The organism is Dactylosporangium thailandense, from assembly GCF_059739745.1.
The window spans coordinates 2,930,033-2,954,726 of sequence record NZ_AP029195.1 but is presented as its reverse complement, the minus strand read 5'-3'; the positions used below and the strand labels follow the sequence as shown (position 1 = coordinate 2,954,726).

Sequence of the window (24,694 nt, the reverse complement as noted above, 5' to 3'; positions counted from 1 at the left end):
TCAGCGGACCGGGATCTGGGCCGTGACGGTGGCCTGATCGAACTCGGACACCCGCAGCGTGATGGTGAGCTTCCACGCGCCGGGCGCCGGGAACGTGATGTTGCCGAGGCCCTGGTTGCCCGTGACCGTGAACACCGGGTTGTCCATCGGCTCGATGCCGCGCTCGGGCAGGGCCGCGGTCACCGTCCACTCCACCACCGGCAGCGGCCGGCCCTCGGGCGTGTACGCGAACGCGTGGAAGCTGTTGTACTCGCTCACCGCCGCCGGGTACACCGCGAGCTGCAGCGCGTAGAGCGGGCTCGTCAGCGTCGTGGCGAAGCCCGCGGCCCGGGCGGCCGCCTGGGCCTCGACGTCGATCGTGCGCCCCGGCGTGAGCTGCACCAGCACGGCGCTCGCGGCCAGCACCAGCGCCGCGATGCCGGCCTCGAGCCCGACGGCCCGTCGCAGCCGTCCCGGCCCGCCGCCCGGGTGTCCGCCGGGCCAGCGGTCGCGCTGGACCATCCGGCGCGAGCCCGCGGCCACCGCCAGCACGGCCGCGACCAGCCCGGCCTTCACCACGAGGGTCCGGCCGTACGCACCGCCGGTGAGCGCCGCCCAGTCGCCCATCTGCACGAGGGCCTGGACCACGCCGGCCGCGACCAGCCAGTACACCGAGGCCATCGCCCAGCGCGACCACGACGGCAGGATCGTGCGCAGCTCGCGCGGGTCGGCGCGGCGCAGGAGCACCGCCCAGAGGGCGACGAGACCGCCCAGCCACAGGCCCATGGCGCCCAGGTGCACGACGTCCGCGGCCACCACCAGGGCCGCGTTCGGCGAGGCCACCGGGTGCCCGGTCAGCGGCCACGTGAGCAGGCCCGCCACGGCCGCCGCGAGCAGCCCGGCCGCGACGCGCCGGTCCGGGCGGCGGCGCAGGCGGGCGACGAGCGCGGCGGCGACGGCCAGGGCGAGCAGGCGGACCAGCAGCGTGACGCCGAACGGGCTCAGCACCACCTCGCGCAGCTCGGCGGGCGACACGTCCAGGAGCGCGGCCCCGGACGCCGCCGGGGCCTGGAGCCACAGCGCGCCGACGGTGCTCGCGGCCACCGCGACCACGCCCGCGCGGGCCAGGCGGAGCAGGGGGCGGCGGGGCAGCCGCCGGGGGTACCACAGCGCCAGCATCACCGCGGAGCCGATCAGCAGGACCAGCCCGAGGTAGCCGGCGTACTTCGCGACCGGGATCGCGACGCGCACGATCGGGTCGGTGCCGACGGGCATCGCCCCGGACGCCGCCCCGGCCGCGGGCGTGGACGGCGCGCCCACGGAGAACGTGAACGACCCCGACACCGGGTGGCTGTCGCCGGAGATGACCCGGTAGCTGACGACGTACGTGCCGTCGGCCCGGTCGCCCGCCCGCAGCCGGAAGGCGAGGCCGTCGTGGACCGGCCGCGGGTCGCCGTCGTCGACGCGCTTGCCGTCGGGGGCGAGCACCTGCGAGCGGCCCGGCACCACGCGGACGGCCTCGTTGAACGTGAGCCGGATCTCGGCCGGCCGCGACGCGATGACGGACCCGGCGGCCGGGCTGGCGCTCGTCAGCACCGCGTGCGCGGAGGCGGGCGCCGCGGGCGCGACGAACACGCCGAGCAGCCCCGCCAGCATCGCCAGGACCCACCATGTCGTACGCCGGCTCACGTCCACGCATACGAGCCCGGCCCCGCCGAGGTTCAACGGGGCCGGGCTCGGATTTCCGCGCTCTAGCTCAGCGCGTCCTTGACGTCGTGGGCGGCGTCCTTGACCCGGTCGCCGGCCTGCTTGAGGTTGGCCTCGTCCTGGTCCGCGCGGCCCTCGGCGCGCAGGTCCGGGTCGCCGGTGGCCGTGCCCCAGCCCTCCTTCGCCTTGCCCTTGACCTCTTCCGCCTCGTGCTCGACCTTGTCACCGAAGCTCATCGCCGTCTCCCAGGTGTGAATGCGGTGTTCCCACCCTTGTGGATGCCCGAATCGACCCGGGTCAAACGGCGCCTCGGCTCAGCGGTGCAGCACGCCCTCCTGCGCGAACGGTGCCAGGGTCGGCTCCGTGATCGGCACGTCCCCGAGGGCGGCGTCGATCGCGGCCAGCACGTCGTCGCTCAGGGGCACGCCCGCCGCGGCCGCGTTCGCGTGGACCTGCTCGGGGCGCGACGCGCCCGTGATGGCCGAGGCGACCTCGAAGCGGCGCAGCACCCAGGCCAGCGCGAGCGTCGGCAGGCTCACGCCCAGCCCCTCCGCGATCGGCACGAGCCGCTGCACCGCCTCCAGGAACTCCGGGCGGAGCACGAGGTCCTTCGACGCGCTCATCGCGTCGCTGGCGAACCGCGACCCCTCCGGCAGCGGCGCCCCGGGCCGGTATTTGCCGGTGAGCACGCCCTGCGCGAGCGGCGACCACACGATCTGCGAGATGCCGTTGGCCGCGCACAGCTCGAAGACCTCGGCCTCCGGGGCCTGCCACAGCATCGAGTACTGCGGCTGCGACGAGACGAACAGGTCCGGCCCCGCGATGTCGAGGGCCGCGCGGATCTGCTCGGGCGTCCATTCGCTGAAGCCGAGGTACCGCGCCTTGCCCTGCTCCACCACCAACTGCAGCGCCTCGACGGTCTCCTCGATCGGGACGGTGGTGTCGAAGCGGTGGGCCTGGTAGAGGTCGACGTGGTCGGTGCGCAGCCGGCGCAGGGAGGCGTCGATCTGCTTGGCGATCTGGGCGCCGGACAGGCCCTGATCAGTGTCGGACATCTGGCCCCACACCTTGGTGGCGAGGATGTACGAGTCGCGCGGGTGCTTGGACAGGATCTCGCCCCACGCCTCCTCGGCGGCGCCGCGGCCGTAGACGTTGGCCGTGTCGAAGAAGTTGATCCCGGCGTCGAAGGCGGCCTCGGTGCAGGCGCGGGTCTGGTCGGCCTCGATGCCGCCCGCGTAGGTCAGCCACGAGCCGATCGAGATCTCCGACACTTCCAGGTCGGAGCTTCCGAGCTTGCGAAAACGCATCACATCTCCAGCATCGCGGTGTGCAGTTGGGTCCTGGTCAGCGGCGGCTCCGGCAGTGCCGGCCCGGCCGCCCGGGCGCGCAGGCCGTCGAGGTTGAGGGCCAGGGCCCGGCGCCAGGTCTGCGGGGCCACGCCGCCGGTGGCGCGCACGATGGTGGACGTCGCCCAGAAGAGGTACGCCAGGTCCTCGACGGTGCAGTCCGGCCGCACGGCACCCGCCGCCTGGGCCCGCTGCAGCAGGCCGCGGGCGTGGTCCATCTGGGCGTCGCAGATCGCGGTGAGCGCCTCGGCGTCGGGGAAGCGGCGGCTCACCGCGTCGTTGAGCGCCGGGTTGCCCGCCTGGAGCTCGCAGACCATCGTGACGTACACCGTCAGCGCCTCCCACGGGTCCTCGATCGCCTCGGCGTGGGCGAGGGCGTCGCGGACCGCGGCCTCGACCAGGGCCGGCATCACGGCGTCGATGAGCGCGTCGCGACTGCGGAACCGGTTGTACAGCGTCCCGGGGCTCAGCCCCGCCCGCTGGGCGATCTCCTCGAGCGGCACCTGCAGCCCCCGCTCGCGGAACGCCTCGGCCGCGGCCGCCATCAGCCGCTCCAGGTTGCGCTGGGCGTCACGCCGCAGCCGTACCCCCTCCGTCACGCCCCAATCCTACGAGCCAGGAAGTTGACCCTACCCTCAAGTTATGCGTAACGTGAGGCCACCGTCAACTTCGGGAGGATTCGTGAGAACCATCGCCGTGCTCGGCGCCGGAACCGGCCTCGGCACCGCCGTCGCGCACCGCTTCGGCGGCGAGGGCCACCGCGTAGCGCTCGTCGCCCGCACCCCCGAGCGCCTCGGCGCGCTCGCGGCCGACCTGTCGGCGCGGGGCATCGAGGCCGCCGCGTTCCCGGCGGATCTGGCCGATCCCGCCGTCGTACCGGACCTCCTGCGCCGCATCGAGGACCGTCTCGGGCCCGTGGACGTGCTGGAGTACGCGCCGATCACCACCGAGCTGTTCGCCTCGACGGCCGGCCTGGACGCGGACGCGCTGCGGCACCACCTGAACCTGCACCTGCTCACGCCGGTCGAGCTCGTGCGCGCGCTGCTGCCGGGCTGGCGCGAGCGCGGCGACGGCGGCTTCGTGCTCGCCCAGGGCATCTCCGCCCTCAACCCGATGCCACGGCTGGGCGGCCTCGGCCCGGCGATGGCGGCCGCGCGCAACTGGGTGCTCGCGCTGCACGCCGAGCTCGCCGGCACGGGCGTCTACGCCGGGGTCGTGCACGTCGGGGCGATGGTCACCGGCAGCGCGGGGCACCGGGCGATCACCTCCGGCGCCCTGGGCGAGGGCGTCGACGTCTCGAACATCCCGCTGCTCGACCCGGCCGAGATCGCCGAGGCCATGTGGGAGCTGCTGGCCCGGCGCGACCGGGCGGAGCGGGTGCTCCCGGAGTCCTAGTAGGGCGCGATCGGGAAGTGCGCCGTCACCCGGAAGCCGCCCGTGCTCGCGGGCCCGGCGGTCAGCGCGCCGCCCGCGGCCTCGACCCGCGCGCGCAGGCCGGTGAGGCCGTGCCCGCCGCCGGGGCCGGCGACCGACCCGGGCACGCCGCCGGTGTCGGTCACCTCGACGGTGAGCCCGTCCGCCGCGTACCGCAGCTCGGCGGCGACCGTGGCGCCGGCGGCGTGCTTGGCGGCGTTGGTGAGGGCCTCCTGCACGACCCGGTACGCGGCCCGCCGCACGGGCTCGGGGAGGTCGCGGGCGGCGACGATGACCGGGACGAGGATCCACCGCGGGCACGTACTCGTTCGGCACGGTGGGCAGCGACGAGTCCGGCGCGGCCGCGGCGAGCACGGCGGCGGCGGCGAGGCTGGTCAGCGCGGGAACGCGGTGGGGACTGTAGGCGGCGGCGCTGTACGCGGCGATCGCGCCGGCGGTAGCTCACAGCCCGGTTCCGGCGGTCGAGAGGCCCTGGACGCCTCGGCGACACGCTCGTGTGGTGCAGTCTCCGGCGATGACACCTGTCGCCTCCTGGTCCGACGCCCACGCCACGGCCTGGGCCGCGGCCGGCCCACCGGCGCCCGCGCTCACGCCGCTCGGCGACGCGCCCGGCCGCGTCCTCGCCGCGCCCATCGTCGCGGCCGCCCCGTCGCCGGCCTTCGACGCCGCGGCGATGGACGGTTACGCCGTCGCCGGGCCCGGGCCGTGGCGGGTGGTGGGCCGCGGCCTGGCCGGCGGGCCGGCGCTCGCCGGGCCCCTGGCGCCGGGCGAGGCGATCGAGATCGCGACCGGCGCCCGGGTGCCCGCGGGGTGCCGGGGCGTGGTGCCGTACGAGGACAGCGAGCGCAGCGGCGAGACGGTGGCCGGTGCCGTCATGAGTCCGCACATCCGCCGGGCCGGCGAGGACGCGGCCGCGGGCGAGGTGCTGGTGCCCTCCGGAGGCCCGCTGACGGCGGCCGCCGCCGGGCTGTGCGCGCAGATCGGCGTCGATCGCGTGTGGGTGTACCCGAGGCCGGTCGTGGACGTGTTCGTGACGGGCGACGAGGTGATCCTGCACGGGCGGCCCGGCCCCGGCCAGGTCCGCGACGCGTTCGGCCCGCTGCTGACGGCGGTCGTCGCGCGGGCGGGCGGAACGCTTCGCACCTATGCCGCGGTCCCCGACGACGCCGGGGCGCTGGCGTCGTGCCTCGACACGTCCGCGGCGGACGTCGCGGTGGTCACCGGCTCGTCCTCGGCCGGGGCCGCCGACCATCTCCGCGCGGTGCTCGACGCGCGCGCGGCCGCCTGGCCCGTCGACGGGGTCGCGTGCCGCCCCGGCCACCCGCAGACCCTCGCGCGCACCGCGGCGGGCCGGTGGGTCGTGGGGCTGCCGGGCAACCCGTACGCGGGTCTGGTCGCCGCCCTGACCCTGCTGGAGCCGCTGCTGTCGGCCCTGTCCGGCCGGACGCGCCGCCCGCTGCCGATGCTGCCGGTCACCGGCCCGGCCGCGACGCACCCGGCCCACGCCCGGATCGTCCCGGTCGCGATGACGGCCGAGGGGCCGCGGATCGTGCCCGGCGCGCGCTCCGCGAGCCTGCGCGCCGCCGCGGCGGCGGACGCCCTGGCCGTGCTCGACGGCGCCTGGACGACCGGCTCGCCCGCCCCGCTCCTGCTGCTGCCCTGACCGGCCGGGCCGGTCAGTCCCGGCGCGGCGGCACGCCCTCGAGGACCTCCACCGTCACCTGGTGGTCGTCCCAGCGCACCCGGACCCGGCTCAGCAGCCGCGTCCCCGGCCACAGGATCTCGGCCCGGCCGACCACGACCTGCGGCAGGGCGAGATGACTGGGCTTGGGCAGGAAGCTCTTCACGTTCCCGGCCACGATGTTCATGAGCTCGCCGGCCGCGTCCTGGATGTCGTCGGGCTTGACCGACGACAGCTCGAGCATCTCCGCGGCCAGGGCCGCCGCCGCGCCCAGGCCGCCGCGCAGCACGACCGTGCCGAGCCAGGCGCCGGCCACGCCGACGCTCGCGGTGATCTCCGCGTCGGCCCCGGGCGGCTCCTCGTCCAGGACGACGGTCGGGCTGGTGCCGAGGTAGGCGGTCCACACCTGCCAGATGATGCCCTCGAGATCCTGGGGCGTGAGCGGCTCGTCGGCCATACCACCAAACCTACTAAACGAAACCCGCTGAATGCTGCCAAATACCGCTGAACCAGCTGGAATCGGGCCACGATCTGCCGCAGGTCGGAGGGAACCGGGTCACCAGGAGTGCATCGTCCCGTCCATCAGGCGGTTCACGGGCAGGGCGGCCGGCTGGTAGGGGTACTCGGCGGCCAGCGACTCGTCGATGTCCACGCCCAGCCCGGGAGCCTCGGAGGGGTGCAGGTAGCCGCCCTCGAAGTGGTACCCGTGCGGGAACACCGCGTCGGTCTCCGGCGTGTGCCGCATGTACTCCTGCAGCCCGAAGTTCGGCACCGCCAGGTCCAGGTGCAGGGCCGCGGACATGCACACCGGCGACAGGTCGGTGGCGCCGTGGCTGCCGGTGCGCACGTGGTAGAGCTCGGCCAGGTCGAAGATGCGGCGCAGGTGCGTGATCCCGCCGGCGTGCACGACCGTGGCCCGGATGTAGTCGATGAGCTGCTCGCGGACCAGGGTCTCGCAGTCCCACACGGTGTTGAACACCTCGCCGACGGCGATCGGGGTGGTCGTGTGCTGCCGGATGAGCCGGAAGCCCTCCTGCAGCTCGGCCGGGACCGGGTCCTCCATCCAGGTCAGCGAGTACGGCTCGAGGCTCTTGCCGAGGCGGGCCGCCTCGATCGGGGTGAGCCGGTGGTGCACGTCGTGCAGGAGCTTGAGCCGCGGCCCGAACTCCTCGCGGACCCGCGCGAAGACGGTGGGGACGTGGGTGAGGTACGCCTCCGTCGACCACGTCGCCTCCGAGGCGATCGCGGCGTCGGCCGGCTCGTAGAACAGCTTGTCCTTGCCGACCCCGTAGGTGGTCTGGAGGCCGGGCACGCCCGTCTGCACCCGGACCGCCCGGTAGCCGAGGTCGGCGTAGCGGGCCACCTCGACGAGCACGTCCTCGACGGTCTCGGCGTTGGCGTGGCCGTACACCGTGACGCCCTCCCGGCTGCGCCCGCCCAGCAGCTGGTAGACGGGCAGCCCGGCGACCTTGCCCTTGATGTCCCACAGGGCGGTGTCGACGGCCGCGATGGCCGACATGGTGACCGGGCCGCGCCGCCAGTACGCGCCCTTGTACAGGTACTGCCAGATGTCCTCGATGCGGTGCGGGTCGCGCCCGATGAGCGCCGGGATGACGTGCTCGGTGAGGTAGGCGGCCACGGCGAGCTCGCGGCCGTTGAGGGTGGCGTCGCCGACCCCGGTGACACCGTCGTCGGTGACGATCTTCAGGGTGACGAAGTTGCGGCCGGGGCAGGTGACGATGACCCTGGCGTCGGCGATGCGCACGTCAGTCGACCTCTTCCTTGACACGGGCGACGAGCTGGGTCGGGTTGACGATCCGCAGCGCGATCACGAGCAGCACGAGCATGGTCGCGGTGTAGACCACGGCCATCGCGTCGATGGACTGCTGGGCCCGGATGCCCGGCGACGCCATCTCCGCGTAGAGCTTCACGACCAGGGTGGAGGACTCCTCGTCGGCTGTGAGGAACGTCAGCTCGAACATGCCGATCGTACGCACCAGCACCAGAATCGACGCCGCGAGGATCCCGGGCACCAGCAGCGGGGCGAGGATGCGCAGGAACACCTGGCGGGTGCTCGCGCCGCACATGCGGGCCGCGCGCTCGATGGTGGGATCGATCTGCTCGATGAACGGGGTCATGGTGAGGATGACGAACGGCACCGAGGGCACCAGGTTGGCCAGGATGACACCCGACAAATGCCCGGCGAGGTCGTACTTGTACAGCACCGTCGCCAGCGGGATGCCGTACGTCATCGGGGGCATCAGGATCGGGAGCAGGAACGTGAGGTACACCAGCCGCTGCCCCGGAAAGTCGCGCCGGGCGAGCACGTAGGCGGCGGGGACCCCGACGAGCAGGGACACCGCGACGACGGCGAGGGACACCTCCAGGGTCACCAGCAGCACGTGCGGCAGCCCGAACTCGTCCCAGGCCTGGGCGTACCACTGCGCGGTGTACCCCTGCGGGAGCCAGGTGTCGAACCACTGCCGGCCGAACGAGCTCACGAGCACCGAGCCGACGACCCCGGCCAGGTTGAGCATGAAGAACACGACGGCGCCCCACACCAGCCACGCCGCGGGGCGGGCGACGATCCGGCGGCTCATCCCTTGCCTCCCGTGGGCCCGGTGTACAGCAGGGAGCGGCCGCCGAGCACGATCCCGATCACGACCAGCTCGACGAGGCCCATGACGATCGCGATGGCGCTGCCCTGCGCGAAGTCGTAGTGCTGGTAGCGGGCCTGCCACGCGGCGTACGCGATCACGCGCGTCTCCCCCGCCGGGTCACCGACGAGCACCGCGGACGGGAACACGCTGTAGGCGAGCACGAACGTCAGGCAGAACGTCGTCGCCAGCCCCGGCGCCAGCAGCGGCAGCGTGATGCGCCGGAAACGCTGCCACCAGCCGGCCCCGAGGGTCGCCGCGGCGCGCTCCAGGCTCGGGTCGATGCCGGACAGGTACGACAGCACCAGCAGGAACGCGAACGGGAACCCGGTGATGACCAGCGACAGGAACACGCCCCAGGAGTTGTGCACGAGCCGGATCGGGCTGTCGATGACCCCGGCGTCGAGCAGCAGCCGGTTCAGCCAGCCGGTCGGGCCGAGGTAGTTCAGCAGGCCCTGCGCGGTCAGCACCGTGCCGAGCGTGATGGGCACGACGAGCAGCGTGGTCACGGCCCGCTTGCCGCGGAACCGCCCCCGCATCCGGTAGGCGATCGGCACCGAGGCGGCGACGTTGAACACGGCGGCGGGCAGCGCGATGCGCAGCGTCGTCCAGATCGTGTCGCGGTCGTAGGCGTCGGCGAAGAAGCTGCGGTACGCCTCGAAGGGGCCGCCTCGTTCGGGCTGGAACGACAGCCCGACCCCGTAGGCGAACGGGTAGATGAACAGCAGCACGACGAACGCGGCGGCCGGTGCGAGCAGCCACAGCTGCCGGTCGATGCCGCGCTCGGCGAGCCGGTGCCGCAGCGCGACCATCAGTCCCACCCTTCCGCCGGGTAGACGAGGGCGTTGCGCATCGCGACGGTGAGCGGGTCCCCCGGGGCCAGCCGCGCGGTGGTGCGCAGGTGCAGCCGCAGCCCGCCGCCGGTCAGTGCCTCCGCGGCCATGTCGCGGCCCTGGTACTCCGCGACGTCCACGACGCACGGCAGCCCGTCCTCGGCCGGCACCAGGTTCTCGGGCCGGACGGCCACGACGACCCCGGCGCCCGGCCGGACGTCGCCGACGGCCGAGCCGGTGCACGGAACGCCCTCGATCCGCAACCTGACCCGGTCGCCGTCGACGGTCTCGGCCGTGGTGCGCAGCAGGTTGCGGAAGCCCATGAAGTCGGCGACGTGCGGGTTGGCCGGCCGGTCGTGCAGCTCCTCCGGCGAGCCGATCTGCTGCACCTGCCCGGCCCGCAGCACGACGAGCCGGTCGGCCAGCGACAGCGCCTCCTCCTGGTCGTGGGTGACGTAGACCGTGGTGAGGCCGAGGCGCTGGTGCAGCCGGCGGATCTCGGTGCGCATCTCCAGCCGCAGCTTCGCGTCCAGATTGGACAGCGGCTCGTCCATGAGCACCAGCGAGGGCGAGACGACGACCGCGCGGGCGATCGCGACCCGCTGCTGCTGGCCGCCGGAGAGCTGGCCGGGCAGCTTCGCCGCGTGCTCCTCGAGGCGCACCAGCCGCAGCGCCTCGTCGGTGCGCTGCCGGATCTCGGCCCGGGGCAGCCGGCGCATCCGCAGCCCGAAGGCGATGTTGCCGCGCACGCTCAGGTGCGGGAACAGCGCGTAATTCTGGAACACCATGCCGAAGCCGCGCCGCTCCGGCGGCAGCGTGTCGAGGCGCCGGTCGTCGAGCCAGATCCGGCCCTCGGACAGCGGCAACAGCCCGGCGAGGCAGTTCAGCGCCGTGGTCTTGCCGCAGCCGGAGGGGCCGAGCAGGGCGATGAACTCGCCCCGCTCGATGTCCAGGGTGAGGTCCGCCAGGGCGGCGTGACCCGCGAACCTGCGGGTCACGCCCTCCAGCCTCAGGGCCGGCCCGGTCATTTGTTCACCTTCGCGCCGCCGATCTCGCGATCCCACTTGTCGAACGCGGCCACGAGCGACTTGGCATCCAGCGGCGTCTCCAGGGGGTTGCCGGAGATCAGCGCGTCGTACTCGGGGCGGCCGTAGTCGGCGATCGCCTTCTGGCTGTCGGCGGGCGCCATGGACAGCGGCACGTCCTTGACCGCCGGGCCCGGGTAGAAGTACCCCTTGTCGTACGCCTTCGCCTGCTGCTCCTTGGTGAGCATGGACTTGAGCAGCAGCAGGATCGCGGACTGCTTGTCGGCCGAGACGCCCTTGGGCACGGTCACGTAGTGCGCGTCGGTGACCCAGTGGAAGCCCTGCAGCGAGCCGATCGCCGCCTCCTTCGGTACCTGGCCGAGCACGCGCGGGTTGATGTCCCAGCCGGTCGTGCTCGCGATGATCTTCGCGGAGCCGTTGGCCAGGCTCTTCATCGTCTCGCTCGTCGTCGACGGGTACAGCGTCACGGACTTGTTCAGCTCGGCGAGGTAGGCCCACGTCTTCTCCCAGCCGTTGACCGGGTCTTTGGGGTCCTTGTCGCCGAGCAGGTACGGCAGGCCCATCAGGAAGGTGCGCCCGGGGCCGGAGTTGGCGGGGCGGGCGTACTGCACCGCGCCCGGGTTCGCCTTGGCGTAGTCCAGCAGCTCCTGCGCGGTCTTCGGCGGGTTGGGCACCTTCGCCGGCAGGTACTCGATGAGCGGCCCGGACGGGTAGTACGTGACGGTGACGCCGAACTCGCCGGCCAGCTTCTGCATCGCCTGCGCGCCCGGCAGATAGTCGGCGGTGACCTTGCTCGCGATCGGCAGCCACAGGCTCTGGTCGATGCCGGCCGCGAGCCCGTCGACGCCGGTGAGCACGAGGTCGATGTCGACCCGCCCGGCGTCCTGCTGAGCCTTGATCTTCCCGGCGAGCTCGGGGGCGGTCGCCTTGGCGTACGTCACCTTCGAGATGACCTTCGGGTTCTGCTTGGTGAACTCGTCGATCATCCCCTGCGTGAGCTGCAGGTTCCCGGCGACGTCGAGGATGTTGAGGCTGACCGGGGCCGACGGGGTGTCCGGCACCGGGCCGCCGCTCTCGGCGGTGCTGCCGGCGGGCTTGTCGGGGGCGCCGCAGGCCGCGAGCGCGAGGACCGCGGTCAGGGCGAGGGCGCGTCGGGTGAGGGACATGGCGGAGTTCCCTTCACTTGCTGTCGCTTCACTTCAGGCGGCGGCGGGTCCGGTGCTGTCGCGGACCATGAGGTGGGACTCGAGCTCCCGGCGCCGGATCGGGTGGGCCGGGTCCTCGAGCAGTTGCAGGAGCAGGTCCACACCGGCCCGGCCGGTCTGCTCCTTCGGCTGGGCCAGGGTGGTCAGCGCCGGGCTGACCATCTCGGAGAGCACGATGTCGTCGAAGCCCATGACGCTGATCCGCCCGGGCACCGCGACACCGCGCGCCGCGAACCGGCTGAGCATGCCGATCGCGACCAGGTCGTTGTAGCCGAAGACCGCGGTCGCACCGGTGGCGAGCACCTGGTCGGCCGCGGCGACCCCACCGGCGAAGTTCGGCACCGCGTTGCCGGTCTCGACGAGGTCGACCCCCGCGGCCGCGGTGACCTGCCGCAGGGCCCGCAGCCGCTCCCGGTTGGACCAGGAGGCCTTCGGCCCCGGCACGTACGCGACCCGCCGGTGGCCGAGCGCGCTCAGGTGCCCGACGGCGTGCCGCAGCCCGCCGACGCTGTTCACGGTGACCGACGGCACCCGCCCGACGCGCCGGTTGAGCAGCACGATCGGGGTGTCGCCGGTGAGCGCGCGCACCTCGTCCTCGCTCATCCGCGGCGAGCACAGGACGATCCCGTCGACCTGCTTGCTGAGGTTGCGCACCAGGCCCGCCTCGGCGGCCGGGTCCTCGTCGGTGTCGGCGAGGAAGACGGCGTAGTCGAACTCGCGGGCGCGGGCCTGCACGCCCTTGACGACGCCGGGGAAGAAGGGATTGGCCAGGTCGGGCACGAGCAGCCCGAGGTTGCCGGTGCGCCCGGTGATCAGCCCGCGGGCGGCCCGGTTCGGGTGGTACCCGAGCGCGGCGACGGCCTGCCGCACCCGCAGCCGGGTGTCGGCGCGCACGAGATCGGGCGAGGCGAGCGCCCGGCTGACGGTGGACGCGGACACCCCGGCAGCGCGAGCCACGTCCTTGATCGTCACCGGCATCGATGCCTCCCATCGATCACCGTCGAGTTTGCAAACCTTTTCAGAATCTTGTCAAGAGGCCGGTCGCGCTTCGGGCGGCGACGGCATGGCGCATCGCCGCCGCCCGATCGGTGCGGAATCTTGTCACGAGCCCGGTCGCGCTTCGGGCGGCGACGGCACGGCACACCGCCGCCGCCCGATCGGTGCGGAATCCTGTCACGAGCCCGGTCGCGCTTCGGGCGGCGACGGCACGGCACACCGCCGCCGCCGCCCGATCGGTGCGCGGTCCCGGTTGCGCGGTCAGCGCCGGTGCAGACGCAGCAGCACGCCGGCGGTGGTGGCCACCCACACGGCGAGCGGCAGCCCGATCGCCAGCCAGTTCGGCACCCCGGGCAGCAGCAGGCAGAGCACGCCGAGGCCGGCGCCGGGCACAACGCTGACGCCGACGCCGATGGCCAGCGCGATGGCGGTCACCACCTCGCCCTGGTCGCCGCCCTCGGTGTCGGCGCTGCCCTCACCGTCCACGCCCCGCCAGCCGAGCCTGGCGGAGAAGCGGAGCGTGGTGCGCCGGCGCGCATCGCCGGTTCGCTGCGGATGGGCGGTCATCGATGATCGTTTCCTCCATGGAGTCCGTCTTGGACCACCAGAGGCCATCACGCAGTGTGTCGGATTTCAACCAGACGTCCCCACCCGCTCCGACCGCCCGAACCGTCAACACCCGGACCAGGGCCGCCACCTGGGAAATCGCCGCCGACCCCCGGTTGACCGGGAATGACCTGCCACGAATGGCCGACCGATGACCGTCCACGGTGGACCGGCCGGTCACGCACCGGTCACTCGACCCGTCATCGCAAACCGGACACAAAGCACGGCTACGGGGCTGCGCGGGCGTCCGTGGATGCTACAGAATGTGACATCTTCCGGCGCTGATCTCCCGCGAAAGGACCCCCGTCACCATGCCCCTCGCCGAGCGCGAGCCCGCCGCCGACGCGTCCCGCGGAACCAGCCGACTGCTCGCCGAGACCGAGGTCAACCGGCGACGGCCGAAATCCGCGCAGTACTGCCTGGAGGTCCGCCGTGAGCTCGTGACCAGGTACGGCGACCGGCCGTGGGCCGGCCTGGCCCGCGACGTGAAGCGCCGGTACAGGGTTCACGCGCACGAGAAGCCGCGGGTCCTCGCGCAACGGTTCGCCGGGCAGTTCGGGGCCGAGGCCGGTCCGCCCTGGAAGACCGTGGCGATGGTCCTCGACATCGCCGTGGACGTGGCGCGGCGGGATGAGGCCCGGGAGCGCTTCGCCGAGCTGTACCGGCAGGCCCGCGACGAACCGCCGCCCGGCGACCCGGATCTGAGCGCGCGGGCCGACGAGGGCGAGGAGGCCGACCGGCTGCGCCGGCGCCTGAGCCGGGTCGAGTTCGACGCCCTCGACAAGGGGCACAAGCTGCGCAACGAGATCCACTGGGCCCGGGCCGAGGCCGGGAAGGCACAGGGGGCTGCGAAGCGGGCGCGCTCGGAGGCTGAGCGGGCACGGACGGAGGCCGAACAGGCACGGACGGAGGCCGAACAGGCACTGACGGAGGCCGACCGCGCTCGTGCCGACTCGGAGCAGGCACATGCCGACGCCGACCATGCCCGTGCCGACGCCGAACGAGCGCGGGCCGACGCCGAACGAGCGCGGGCCGACGCCGACCATGCCCGCGCCGACGCCGATCGAGCGCGGGCCGACGCGGCGCGGGCACACGCCGACGCGGAGCGGGCCCGGCGGGATGTCGCACGCCTTCGCGAGGAGCAGACGGTGACCCGGCCCCCGATCGGCCGGGCGATCGCTTCCGCACCGGCCGCACCGGCGGCACCGACCACACCGACCACTGCGACGGCGGCGACATTGGCGAATCGCGCGCCGGAGGGGAACTCGACCGGTCAGCGGCCGGCCGACCAGGTGCAATGGTTCGCGCGGCCTTCGACAGCTCCAACGCCCCGCACCGCTGCGACGCCTCCGACGCCCCGCACCGCTCCATCGCCCCGCACCACGCCCTCCGGGACCGCGCCGGTCGAGGCCCCCAATGCCGGTGCGACGCAAGGCCGCACAGCGCGCCCGACCGGCCGCGCCACGCCCCCGACCGGCCGCGTCACGCCCCCGACACCACACGGTCACGTCACGCCCCCGACACCACACGGTCACGTCACGCCCCCGACACCACACGGTCACGTCACGCCCCCGACACCACACGGTCACGTCACGCCCCCGACACCACACGGTCACGTCACGCCCCCGACACCACACGGTCGCGCCACGCCCGCGACACCACACGGTCACGTCACGCACCCCGCACACGGTCGCGCCGCGCCTATGGCGCAAGGCCGTGTTGCGGTCCCGACGCCGGCCACGCCACGACCGGCTGTCGCCCGGGTGACGCCCCGTCATCGACCCGACGGCGTCCCGACGTCCGCACCGGTCACCGGTGACGGGGCGACAGCCTTTCCCCCGCCTTGGCTGGTTCCTCCCGCGCAGTCCGGGGCACCGCTACCGCCGCCGTTCGTGCCGGCCGGACCCGCGATCCGGGCGGCGCCACCGAAGGCCAGGCCCGCCGGCACGGCCACCCACCCGACGCTCGAACCGGACGTCGTCGGGGCGTCTACGTCACGCACGCACCGGCCGGCTGCGGTGCGGCGCCATCGGCGCATCACGCCGTGGCGTCGGGCCGTCAACAACCTGGTCACCCGGGTACGGCGCGGCGCCTCGATCGCGGCGCTGAGCCGGCACCACGACGGCCCCACGGCACCGGCCACCACCGCTGCCGCTACCACTGCCGCTACCACTGCCATGGCGGCGATCGGCCGGGCCCGGGTACCGGGCGCACCGATTCCCGCCGAGCCCCGGGCCGGCATGTGGATCGGCGCCCGGTACGTGCTCGCCTCGTCGCTCACCGACGGGACCGGGCACGTCTGGGTCGCCTGGGACCGGGCACGGCGATGTCACGTCCGGCTGCGCCGCATCACATCGAGCGCTGACGGCCGCTCCGAAGCGTTGCGGCTCGCACACGCGGCGGCGCGTCTGGCACATCCGTCGATACTGCCCGTCCACGCCGTGCTGAACGACGTGCACGCCTGGATCGTGACCGACGCGCCGTCCGGCCGGACCCTCACGGAGGTCGTTCGGCACGACGGGCCGATGAGCGAGCCGCGGGCCGGCCGCATCGGGCTGGCCATCGCCGACGCGCTGGCGGCCGCCCACCGAGCCGGCGTCGTGCACGGCCGCCTCTCACCGGACGACGTCGTGCTCGACGCGGACGACCGCATCTCCATCACCGGCTTCGGCATCGACCCGGACGTCACGTCCCGTCCCGCCGCCGACTACGCCGCGCCCGAGCGTCTCGGCCGGGAACGGCCCGGCGCGGCGGCGGATCTGTGGTCGCTCGGAGCCGTGCTGCATTTCGCCGTGACGGGCGTGCCGCCGTTCGATCTGTTCGGGTACTGGCGGACGCCGAGTGCGATCATGCGAACGCTGGCGTGGCCGATCGAGGTGTCCCGGGCGGAACGCCTCAAGCGTGTCCTGCGGTGGCTGTGCCAGACCGACCCCCATCGTCGGCCGAGTTTGCGGCAGGTTCGCCGGCACTTGCGGCACCTGGCGTCCGAGCCCCCGGTCACCCGCCGGGTGGCACCGCCTCCACCGGAGCTGGCGTTCGACCCGGTTCGGGCGGTGTTCGCACCGGCCGTGCGGCAACCCCCGCCGTCCCATGGTGACCTCGCCCGGGCGCCACGACCCGAGCGCACCCCACGGTCCAGGCAGGCCCCACGGGCGAAGCGATCCGGTGAGCACACGCATCCCGGGCCGGTGGCTCGGCGGCCCGGCAACCGTTCGCGGTGGCGGCTCTGGCTCGCCCTGGTCGTGGCGGGGGTCATCGTGGTGGTCGGCGGGGCAGCGCTGACCGCGATGGCCGCCGCGCCCTTCGGCCTGGATCTCGCCACGGTCAAGAGCATCGCGACCTGCGTCCTGATCAGCACCGCGCTGGTTCCGATCGCGATCGCCGCGGGAGCCGCCGCCGACTAGGGCACCATCAGGCCGCGCCAGCAGGGCGTGCGCACCGCGCGGTTTCAGGGGCGGGCGACCTCGAGCTGGCCATCGCGGACCCGGTCCGCGCCAGGAGGGCGAGCGCACCGCGGTTTCAGGGGCGGGCGACCTCGAGCTGGCCATCGCGGACCCGGGTGCGCAGCATGGTCTGGTCCGAGCTGGCCGGGCCGTGCATCGCGCGCCCGTCCGACAGGCGGAACACGCTGCCGTGCCACGGGCACTCCAGGCACGCCTCGCCGTCGATGTCCACCATGTGGCCCTCGGCCAGGGGGCCGCTGCGGTGCGCGCAGCGGGCCACGAGCGCGCTGAAGCGGTCGGTGCCGTCGTGGTGGTCGCGGTACACGACGACCGGGGTGTCCCCCACCGTGTACGAGCACACGCGCCCCTCCGCGATCGCCGGCACCGCGTCGATCCGGTGCCAGCCGTGCGGGACGAGCGGCAGGGCGGCCGCGGCGTGGCTGACCCCGGCGTCCTGGGCGAAGGCGAGGTGGCCGCCGAGGTACGCCCCCGCACCGGCGGCACCGAGCCCCGCGAAGGACAGGGCTCGGCCGCGGCGGTGGTCGCCGCGGGCGCGCGCCACGATCGACGCGGCGAAGCAGCCCAGCGCGGTGAGGTTGGCGGCGACGTGGACCACCGCGACGCGGCGCTGCTGCCGGGAGAGCGTCGCGTAGTCGGCGAGCCCGGTGACGGCCGCCGGCAGCGCCCCGGCGGTGCCGGCGGTCAGCAGCGTGGCGGCCGCGCGCCGGGTGCCCGGCGTGTCGCGGCCGGGCAGCGCGTCGAGCATCGCGGTGCTCATCCACGCACCGACGGGCAGGTGCACGATCGCGGGGTGCAGCGGGTGGCCGAAGCCGACGCCGTGCAGCAGCGCGCCGAGGCGGCCGCGGCCGGCGGTGGCCAGGGCGGCGCGGCGAAGCGCGTCGGCGATCCGGTCGAGCGGGTGAGCGGCCTCCAGGCGGGCGAGCAACGTAGCCATGGCGGCCGCTTGCCCCAGAACGGGCGGCCGAAACGAAAACCCGGAACAGGCGGCCGAAACGCAACCCCGGAACAGGCGGGCGAAACGCAACGGGTACCCCGCCGCAACCGTTGCGCGCTCAATTACGTCCCGGTGTCCGCCGATGGGACGACGTGAACTTCGCGATGGTGGGCAAGAGGCTGGACCGCGCGGTGCTCGGCTCGGTGCTCCTGGCCGCGTACGCTGTCGTGGTCTTCGCGGCCAACTTCGGCGAGCAGCGCACGCCACTGATGCTGATGTGGCTGGCGACGCCGATCTCGGTGCTCATCCCGGTCTGGACGGCGCTGCAGATCGCGCGCTCCGGCGCGTTCGCCCCGCCCACCCGGCGGTTCTGGCGGCATCTGGCGGTCGTCGCCGCGCTCGCCGGCCTCGGTACCGTCTTCAACACCGTCGACGCGATCGGCGGCACGGTGCCGAGCCAGGAGCTGTCGCCGTTCACCGTGGCCGTGTACGGCTCGGCGGTCCTGACGCTGCTGTGGGCCCTGTGGCGGCTGCCGATGGGCACCACGAGCGCGGACGAGCGGCTGCGCATCGGCCTGGACGCCTCGACGGTGCTCGTGGCGGCCGCGGTGTTCATGTGGCACTACCAGACTCAGCCGTTGCTGGAGTCCAACGGGTACCAGATCGCCTCCCTGGCCGTCGCGGGCTTCACGCTCGTGCTCGAGCTGGTCGCGGTCTTCGTCATCGTGAAGGTCGCGCTGTCCGGCCACGCGTTCGTGGCGCGGGGCGCGCTGCGGCTGTTCGCGTTCGGCATGTTCGCGGGCGCGTTCAGCGGCGTGGCGCAGCGGTTCATCCTCGACCAGCCGCACCTGAGCCTGCCCCAGGTGTCCGTGCCCGTCGTGCTCGTGTGCGCGACCCTGGGCGCGCGGCGTCAGCAGCACACCCTCGTCGAGCCGGAGGCGCCCCGGGCGGCGTCGCGGCGGCCGTTCAGCGTGCTGCCGTACCTCGCCGTCGCCGCCATCGACGTCCTGCTGCTCGCCTCGATCGCGGACGGCTCCTCCGACCTGGGCGTGACCGCGATCGCCGCCGTGGTGCTGACGGGGCTGGTGGTGTGGCGGCAGGTGACCGCGTTCCGGGAGAACACCACCCTGATGGAGCGCCTGGACTTCAACGCCACCCACGACGCGCTCACCCGGCTGCCGAACCGGGCGCTGTTCAACCAGCGGCTCGCCGGCGTGCTGGGCCGCAGCGGCGCCCCGCGGCCGGTCAGCGTGGCGCTGGTCGACCTGGACGACTTCAAGCTCGTCAACGACACGCTCGGGCACGGGGCCGGCGACGCGCTGCTCGTGGCCGTCTCCGCGCGGCTGGCCGCGAGCGTGCGCCCCGGCGACCTGGTGGCCCGCCTGGGCGGCGACGAGTTCGTCGTCCTGCTGGACGCGATCGATCCCGCCGAGGCCGGGGTCGTGGCGCAGCGCATGGTCGCGGCCCTGGCCGAGCCGGTCCTCGCCGACGGCCACGAACTGCTCGTGCGGGCCAGCATCGGCATCGCCGACGGCAGCACCGGCGACGACCCCGGGGAACTGCTGCGCCTCGCCGACATCGCGATGTACGCGGCGAAGCACGACGGCGGCAGCGGGTACCGGCGCTACGAGCCCGACATGGCGGGGGCGGTCGCGGGCTCGGCCGCGCTCGGCGCGCAGCTGCGCCAGGCGATCTTCGGCGAGGAGCTCTTCCTGGAGTACCAGCCGATCGTGACGCTCGGCGACGGGCGGCTGCGGGGCGTGGAGGCGCTGGTGCGCTGGAACCACCCGGCCCGCGGGCCCGTGCCGCCCGCCGAGTTCATCCCGGTCGCCGAGCGCACCGGGCTCATCGTCCCGCTCGGGGAGTGGGTGCTGCGCGAGGCGTGCCGGCAGCTGGCGGCGTGGATCGCCGAGTTCGGCCCCGAGGCCCCCGGTGTCATGCACGTCAACGTCTCGGCCCGGCAGCTGGCCGTGGCGGCGTTCACCGACACGGTGGCCGCGGCGCTGTCGGACTTCGGGGTGCCCCCGCACCGGCTCACCGTCGAGATCACCGAGAGCGCCGCGGTCGCCCTCGGCCCGGCCGTGGCCCGGCTCGAGGAGCTGCGCCGGCTCGGCGTGCGCGTCTCCCTCGACGACTTCGGCACCGACCAGTCCTCGCTGACGCTGCTGCAGGACCTGCCGGTCGACGAGCTGAAGCTGGACCGCTCGTTCGTCCAGCGCGACGAGTCCGGCCGCCGGGGCATCATGCCCGCCGCGGTGCTCGCGCTGGCGCGGGTCGTCGGGCTCGACATCGTCGCCGAGGGCGTGGAGCTGCAGTCGCAGGCGGACCGGCTGGCGGCGATGGGGTACCGCACCGCGCAGGGCTACCACTTCGCCCGCCCGATGACCCCGGCCGGCATCGACGGCCTCATCATCGAAGGAGCCCCGGCCCCCGCCGCGCCGCTGGGTGCGTGACGGCCGGCGGGCCCGCGTGGACCGAGCCGCGGGTCAGGTCTGCTGGTACTCGACGCCCGGGAGGTCGACGGGCCAGTGGCGGTTGCCGGCCTGCGGGTTCCAGGCGTCGTACTGCAGCCGCTGCGGCCCCGCGATCCCGTTCACGTCCCGCAGGGCGGCGACCACCCCCGCGGCCACCGCGCGCAGATCGGCCTCGCGGGCGGGGCGCGGCAGCACCCGGTGCCACAGGAAGCCCGCGTCCTCGTCCGGAGGCTGCCAGCCGTGCGACTCCAGGATGCGGCGGCCCTCGGGCGTGTCCTGCCGCGCGATCGGCGGCAGGTTCACGCGCTCGCCGGAGACCTCGGCGTGCAGCTCGTGCGCGTCCTGCGCGAACTGCGCGAAATCCCAGCTGCGGTCCTTCGAGCGGATCACGAGGAGCACCCCGTCGGCGAGGCCGGCCAGCTCGCGCGGCAGGGCCTCGGCGAAGGCGTCCCAGGTAGGCGGCGTCATTGCTGCGACTCTAACGCGATGCGCATCGGCCCATGTTTGTCGGGTGAGCGGGCCGGGCAGCCATGTGCCCATGACGACCATCACCGCTGACGACATCCGCGCGCTCGCGCAGTCGACCGACGCCGACCCCGCGCTCGCCGTGGCGCAGGACGGGGTGCGGCTCGTGGCCGAGGCCGCGGCGACCGACGGGCACATCGTCTACACCAAGGCCGACCTGGTGCGCGACTACGGCGAGGAGATCACCGACGTGCAGGCCGAGGTGCTCGCCGCCGGGCTGACGTCCCAGCTGGGCTGAACGGCCGCGCGGGCGCGGGCGGCGCCCGCCGCGGCCAGCTCCGCCGACAGGCCCAGGTGCCGGGTCGGGTCGAGCAGCGCCCGCAGGTCGGTCGCGGACAGGTACGTGGTCACGCGCGGGTCGGTGTCCAGCAGCCCCGCGAACGTGCCCTCGCCGGCGGCCGCCCGGTGCGCGGCGTCCGACACGACCCGGTGCGCCTCCTGCCGGCCGATCACCTTGCCCAGGGCCAGCATGACCGCCTCGGAGACGATGAGGCCGCCGGTGAGGCCGAGGTTCGCGCGCATGCGGGACGGGTCCAGCTCCAGGCCCTCGAGTACCACGGCGAGCCGGACGAGCTGGTCGCCGGCCAGGACGCAGGCGCGGGTCACGGCGTCGTCGAGCATCGCGGTGTACGCCCCGTCGGCCTCGTGGTCGGCGTGCATCGCCTCGAGCGCCTGGGGCACCAGCGCCCGGACCTGCGCCGAGATCGTCATCATGTCCTGGGAGAGCTTGGGGTTGCGCTTGTGCGGCATGGTGCTGCTGCCGACGTCGCCCGGGGCCGCGGGCTCGAGGACCTCGCCGTACTCGGTCTGCATCAGCGAGTACAGCTCCCGCCCGATCTTGCCCCCGGTGCCGGCGAGCAGGGCCAGCACGCACACGTACTCGGCGAGTCCGTCGGCGGTGCTGCGCGCCGGCACCGCCATCGGCCACAGCCCGAGGCGCTCGGCGAGGCGGGCCTGCACGCGCGGGCCGTCGGCGCCGAGGGCCGCGTGGGTGCCGACCGCGCCGCCGAGCATGGCGACGAACACCGCCGGCTCGCACCGGCGCAGGCGGTCGAGGTGGCGCAGGAGCTCGTCGATCCACACGGCCGCCTTGAAGCCGAAGGTGACCGGCACCGCGTGCTGTCCGTGCGTACGGCCGGCCATCGGCATCCGCGCCCCGCGCTCGGCGAGCCCGGCGGCGGCCGCGAGCACCCGGCCGAGCAGGCCCAGCAGCCGCCGGTGGGCGTCGCGCAGCAGCAGCGCATCGCCCGTCTGGGTGATGTTCTGGGTGGTCGCGCCCCAGTGCACCCAGCCGCCGTAGTCGGCGCCGACGACCCGGGTCAGCTCGGTGATGAGCGGCATCAGCGGGTGCCCGGTGGTCGCGATCCCGGCCCGGATGCGGCCCTTGTCGAGCCGGTCCAGGCGGGCCGCGGCGGCGATGGCCGCGGCCGCATCCGGAGGTACCACCCCGGCGTCCGCCTCCGCCAGCGCGAGCGCGGCCTCCACGTCCAGCCACCGCTGCCAGTGCCCCGCCGTCGTGAACAGCTTGCGGATGCCGGTCTCGGGAACGCTGTCATCAGTGAAACGGGAGGTGCTCATTACATGTGCATGCCCGCGAACCACGGCGGTCAATCCTCGCCGGTGAGCACCTTCAGCACGCCGGTGATCTCCAGGACGCGGTGCACCATGCCGCTCGCGCCGATCGCGCGGAGCCCGACGTCGGCCGCGGCGCCGCGACGGTACGCGTGCAGCATCGTCGCGATCCCGGTCGAGTCGAGCAGCGTCAGGCCGTCGAGGTCGACCACGATGTCGGAGACTCCGCGCACGGCGAGCGCCTCGTCCAGGGCCCGCTCCAGGATCGGCTGGGTGCCGAGGTCGACGAGGCCCCGCAGGCGGACGATCACCGTCGCCCGGCCGCCGGAGTCGCGGCCGACCTCCCGGTCCGCGATCAGGTCGCTGCCCACCGCGACAATATACAGTCGACCGGCGGCCCCCCCTGGCGAAGGCTAGATGGCGTCGAGCTCGGCGAGCGCGTCGGCGGGCAGCTCCAGCGCCGCCCCGGCGACGTTCTCCCGCAGGTGGGCGACGGAGGACGTGCCGGGAATCAGCAGCATGTTCGGCGAGCGCCGCAGCAGCCAGGCCAGCGCCACCGACAGCGGCGTGCTCCCCAGGCGCTCGGCGACCGCGCCGAGGGTCTCCGACTGCAGCGGCGAGAACCCGCCGAGCGGGAAGTAGGGCACGTACGCGATGCCCTGGGCCGCGGTGATGTCCACGAGCGCGTCGTCCTCGCGGCGGGCGATGTTGTACATGTTCTGCACGCACACCACCGGCGCGATCGCCTGCGCCTCGGCCAGCTGCTCGGCGCTGACCGTGCTCAGCCCCAGGTGCCGGATGAGCCCCTGCTCCCGCAGCTCCGCGAGCGCCCCGAACTGCTCGGCGATGGAGCCGGGCTCGGGCGCGTCGAAGCCGCCGACGCGCAGGTTGACCACGTCGAGCGCCTCCAGGCCGAGGTTGCGCAGGTTGTCGTGGACCTGCGCGCGCAGCTCGTCGGGGGTGCGCGCGTGCGGCCAGCCGCCCTGCTCGTCCCGGCGCGCGCCGACCTTGGTGACGATGTGCAGCCCGGCCGGGTACGGGTACAGCGCCTCGCGGATGATCTCGTTGGTGACGTGCGGGCCGTAGAAGTCGGCGGTGTCGATGTGCGTGATGCCGAGCCCCACCGCCTCGCGCAGCACCGCCACGGCGGCCCCGCGGTCCCTCGGCGGGCCGAAGACGCCCGGGCCGGCCAGCTGCATGGCGCCGTAGCCGAACCGGGTCAGGTCGAGGTCGCCGGTGCGGTAGACGCCGCCGGGAAGGTTGTTCGCTGTCATGGCTCCACCATGCCCACTGTGCTCGGACTCAGGCAGCGCCGCGCGCTTCCTGGGAGTGACAGGACCAGGATGGGCGCCGCCGAGCGGTCGTAGGCTGGGCTCGTGAGCACCAACGCGCTCGGCGAATACCTCCGGGCCCGGCGCGAGCTCGTCGACCCCGCCGACGCCGGCCTGCGCGTCGTGGGCGTCCGGCGCACGCCGGGGCTGCGCCGCGAGGAGGTCGCCACCCTCGCCGGCATCAGCGCCGACTACTACCTGCGCCTCGAGCAGGGCCGCGACCGCAACCCGTCGCCGCCGGTGCTGGAGGCGATCGCGCGGGTGTTCGGGCTCGACGCGGAGGCGACGCAGTACCTGCTGAGCCTGACCGCCGCCCGCCCGCGCGCCCCGCGCCGGCCCCGCCGCGAGACTGTCCCGGCCGGCGTCCGCCAGCTGCTCGACGTGATCGGGCTGCCCGCGTTCGTGGAGAGCCGCCTCTTCGAGGTGCTCGCCGCGAACCGCCTCGCGACCGCGCTCTCGCCGCGGATCCACCCCGGCGCCAACCGGCTGCGCGACATCTTCCTCGACCCCGACGAGCGCGACCTGCTGCCCGACTGGGAGCAGGCCCTCGGCGGGATGGTGGCGGCGTTTCGCACGTCGATCGCCGCGGACGCGGCCGACCCGCGGGTCGAGCGGCTCGTCGGCGAGCTGTCCCTGGCCAGCGAGCCGTTCCGCCGCCTGTGGGCGCGCCACGACGTGAAGCCCCTCGCGGGCGCGCCGACGCGGCTGCGGCACCCGGAGGTCGGCCTGCTCGAGCTGCGCCGGGAGAAGCTCGTGATCGGCGACTCCGGCGGGCAGCTGCTGGTGGTGTACCACGCCGAGCCCGGATCGGACAGCGCACGGGCGCTGGCTCTGCTCGGGTCGCTCGCCGCCGCGGCCCCCGTGGAGCGCGGCACGGCGGTATGAGCACGGGAACGGGCCCCCA

At 74.2% G+C, this 24,694-nt stretch carries 25 protein-coding genes; 6 read left to right on the top strand and 19 right to left on the bottom strand.

The features are described from left to right. From AC6JBM_RS13315 to AC6JBM_RS13300, 4 genes are all read right to left on the bottom strand, one after another. The gene (locus AC6JBM_RS13315) at positions 1–1,635 is read right to left on the bottom strand and encodes a copper resistance CopC/CopD family protein (RefSeq protein WP_497986451.1); all 1,635 of its coding nucleotides are present in this window, start codon (positions 1,633–1,635) and stop codon (positions 1–3) included. A gap of 95 nt (positions 1,636–1,730) precedes the next feature. Then, entirely contained in the window at positions 1,731–1,922 is a 192-nt protein-coding gene (locus AC6JBM_RS13310) for a CsbD family protein (protein WP_350623833.1), read from the bottom strand. 78 nt (positions 1,923–2,000) lie between these two features. Then, positions 2,001–2,993, bottom strand: a complete 993-nt coding sequence (locus AC6JBM_RS13305; RefSeq protein ID WP_497983911.1) for an aldo/keto reductase family protein — start codon at positions 2,991–2,993, stop codon at positions 2,001–2,003. Further along, complete coding sequence (locus tag AC6JBM_RS13300) at positions 2,993–3,631, bottom strand: TetR/AcrR family transcriptional regulator (protein WP_497983910.1); 639 nt, start codon at positions 3,629–3,631, stop codon at positions 2,993–2,995. Before AC6JBM_RS13300 ends, AC6JBM_RS13305 begins: the two co-directional genes overlap by 1 nt. A gap of 82 nt (positions 3,632–3,713) precedes the next feature. On the opposite strand from AC6JBM_RS13300, the gene AC6JBM_RS13295 reads away from it, so the two are divergent. After that, positions 3,714–4,427 (top strand): SDR family NAD(P)-dependent oxidoreductase, encoded by a 714-nt coding sequence (locus tag AC6JBM_RS13295; RefSeq protein WP_497983909.1) that lies wholly within the window; start codon positions 3,714–3,716, stop codon positions 4,425–4,427. Here AC6JBM_RS13295 and AC6JBM_RS13290 read toward each other — a convergent pair. Further along, a complete protein-coding gene (locus tag AC6JBM_RS13290) occupies positions 4,424–4,708 on the bottom strand; it encodes an ATP-binding protein (RefSeq protein WP_497983908.1) in 285 nt (94 codons plus the stop codon). The genes AC6JBM_RS13295 and AC6JBM_RS13290 overlap by 4 nt on opposite strands. Before the next feature lie 272 nt (positions 4,709–4,980). Between AC6JBM_RS13290 and AC6JBM_RS13285 the strand changes: the two genes are divergently transcribed. Further along, complete coding sequence (locus AC6JBM_RS13285; RefSeq protein ID WP_497983907.1) at positions 4,981–6,129, top strand: molybdopterin molybdotransferase MoeA; 1,149 nt, start codon at positions 4,981–4,983, stop codon at positions 6,127–6,129. A 13-nt stretch (positions 6,130–6,142) separates the two neighbouring features. On the opposite strand, the gene AC6JBM_RS13280 is transcribed toward AC6JBM_RS13285, so the two are convergent. From AC6JBM_RS13280 to AC6JBM_RS13240, 9 genes are all read right to left on the bottom strand, one after another. Continuing rightward, entirely contained in the window at positions 6,143–6,604 is a 462-nt protein-coding gene (locus AC6JBM_RS13280; protein WP_497983906.1) for a chemotaxis protein CheX, read from the bottom strand. 99 nt (positions 6,605–6,703) lie between these two features. Continuing rightward, positions 6,704–7,912, bottom strand: coding sequence for a D-mannonate dehydratase ManD (gene manD / locus AC6JBM_RS13275; protein WP_497983905.1), 1,209 nt, complete (start codon positions 7,910–7,912; stop codon positions 6,704–6,706). Position 7,913: 1 nt separating this feature from the next. After that, positions 7,914–8,747, bottom strand: coding sequence for an ABC transporter permease (locus AC6JBM_RS13270; RefSeq protein ID WP_497983904.1), 834 nt, complete (start codon positions 8,745–8,747; stop codon positions 7,914–7,916). Further along, a complete protein-coding gene (locus AC6JBM_RS13265; RefSeq protein WP_350623816.1) occupies positions 8,744–9,616 on the bottom strand; it encodes an ABC transporter permease in 873 nt (290 codons plus the stop codon). Before AC6JBM_RS13265 ends, AC6JBM_RS13270 begins: the two co-directional genes overlap by 4 nt. After that, complete coding sequence (locus AC6JBM_RS13260) at positions 9,616–10,665, bottom strand: ABC transporter ATP-binding protein (RefSeq protein WP_497983903.1); 1,050 nt, start codon at positions 10,663–10,665, stop codon at positions 9,616–9,618. Before AC6JBM_RS13260 ends, AC6JBM_RS13265 begins: the two co-directional genes overlap by 1 nt. Continuing rightward, positions 10,662–11,849 carry an extracellular solute-binding protein gene (locus tag AC6JBM_RS13255; RefSeq protein ID WP_497983902.1) on the bottom strand — a complete coding sequence of 396 codons (1,188 nt, stop codon included), beginning with the start codon at positions 11,847–11,849 and terminating at the stop codon, positions 10,662–10,664. The genes AC6JBM_RS13260 and AC6JBM_RS13255 overlap by 4 nt, the downstream gene beginning before the upstream one ends. Positions 11,850–11,882: 33 nt before the next feature. After that, entirely contained in the window at positions 11,883–12,866 is a 984-nt protein-coding gene (locus AC6JBM_RS13250; RefSeq protein ID WP_497983901.1) for a LacI family DNA-binding transcriptional regulator, read from the bottom strand. Positions 12,867–13,145: 279 nt separating this feature from the next. Beyond that, positions 13,146–13,451: a hypothetical protein gene (locus AC6JBM_RS13245; RefSeq protein ID WP_497983900.1), complete on the bottom strand. Its 306-nt coding sequence runs from the start codon at positions 13,449–13,451 to the stop codon at positions 13,146–13,148. A 266-nt stretch (positions 13,452–13,717) separates the two neighbouring features. Then, on the bottom strand, positions 13,718–14,536 hold the full coding sequence (locus AC6JBM_RS13240) for a hypothetical protein (protein WP_497983899.1): 819 nt from the start codon (positions 14,534–14,536) through the stop codon (positions 13,718–13,720). Positions 14,537–15,667: 1,131 nt separating this feature from the next. Between AC6JBM_RS13240 and AC6JBM_RS13235 the strand changes: the two genes are divergently transcribed. Continuing rightward, positions 15,668–16,894 carry a protein kinase domain-containing protein gene (locus AC6JBM_RS13235; protein WP_497983898.1) on the top strand — a complete coding sequence of 409 codons (1,227 nt, stop codon included), beginning with the start codon at positions 15,668–15,670 and terminating at the stop codon, positions 16,892–16,894. 115 nt (positions 16,895–17,009) lie between these two features. On the opposite strand, the gene AC6JBM_RS13230 is transcribed toward AC6JBM_RS13235, so the two are convergent. After that, positions 17,010–17,888, bottom strand: coding sequence for a Rieske (2Fe-2S) protein (locus AC6JBM_RS13230; RefSeq protein ID WP_497983897.1), 879 nt, complete (start codon positions 17,886–17,888; stop codon positions 17,010–17,012). Positions 17,889–18,040: 152 nt separating this feature from the next. On the opposite strand from AC6JBM_RS13230, the gene AC6JBM_RS13225 reads away from it, so the two are divergent. Continuing rightward, a complete protein-coding gene (locus AC6JBM_RS13225) occupies positions 18,041–20,341 on the top strand; it encodes a putative bifunctional diguanylate cyclase/phosphodiesterase (protein WP_497983896.1) in 2,301 nt (766 codons plus the stop codon). A gap of 33 nt (positions 20,342–20,374) precedes the next feature. On the opposite strand, the gene AC6JBM_RS13220 is transcribed toward AC6JBM_RS13225, so the two are convergent. Further along, positions 20,375–20,830, bottom strand: coding sequence for a TY-Chap domain-containing protein (locus tag AC6JBM_RS13220; RefSeq protein ID WP_497983895.1), 456 nt, complete (start codon positions 20,828–20,830; stop codon positions 20,375–20,377). Between the two features lie 70 nt (positions 20,831–20,900). Here AC6JBM_RS13220 and AC6JBM_RS13215 point away from each other — a divergent pair, with 70 nt between their 5' ends. Then, positions 20,901–21,125 carry a hypothetical protein gene (locus AC6JBM_RS13215; protein WP_350623799.1) on the top strand — a complete coding sequence of 75 codons (225 nt, stop codon included), beginning with the start codon at positions 20,901–20,903 and terminating at the stop codon, positions 21,123–21,125. Here the strand turns inward: AC6JBM_RS13215 and AC6JBM_RS13210 are convergent. From AC6JBM_RS13210 to AC6JBM_RS13200, 3 genes are read right to left on the bottom strand one after another with little or no spacing between them, the layout of a single operon-like run. Further along, on the bottom strand, positions 21,056–22,465 hold the full coding sequence (locus tag AC6JBM_RS13210; RefSeq protein WP_497983894.1) for a class-II fumarase/aspartase family protein: 1,410 nt from the start codon (positions 22,463–22,465) through the stop codon (positions 21,056–21,058). The genes AC6JBM_RS13215 and AC6JBM_RS13210 overlap by 70 nt on opposite strands. Before the next feature lie 29 nt (positions 22,466–22,494). Continuing rightward, positions 22,495–22,830, bottom strand: a complete 336-nt coding sequence (locus AC6JBM_RS13205) for an STAS domain-containing protein (protein WP_497983893.1) — start codon at positions 22,828–22,830, stop codon at positions 22,495–22,497. 42 nt (positions 22,831–22,872) lie between these two features. After that, a complete protein-coding gene (locus tag AC6JBM_RS13200; protein WP_497983892.1) occupies positions 22,873–23,733 on the bottom strand; it encodes an aldo/keto reductase family oxidoreductase in 861 nt (286 codons plus the stop codon). 102 nt (positions 23,734–23,835) lie between these two features. Between AC6JBM_RS13200 and AC6JBM_RS13195 the strand changes: the two genes are divergently transcribed. After that, positions 23,836–24,675 (top strand): helix-turn-helix domain-containing protein, encoded by an 840-nt coding sequence (locus AC6JBM_RS13195; protein ID WP_497983891.1) that lies wholly within the window; start codon positions 23,836–23,838, stop codon positions 24,673–24,675. The last annotated feature ends 19 nt before the right edge of the window (positions 24,676–24,694 follow it).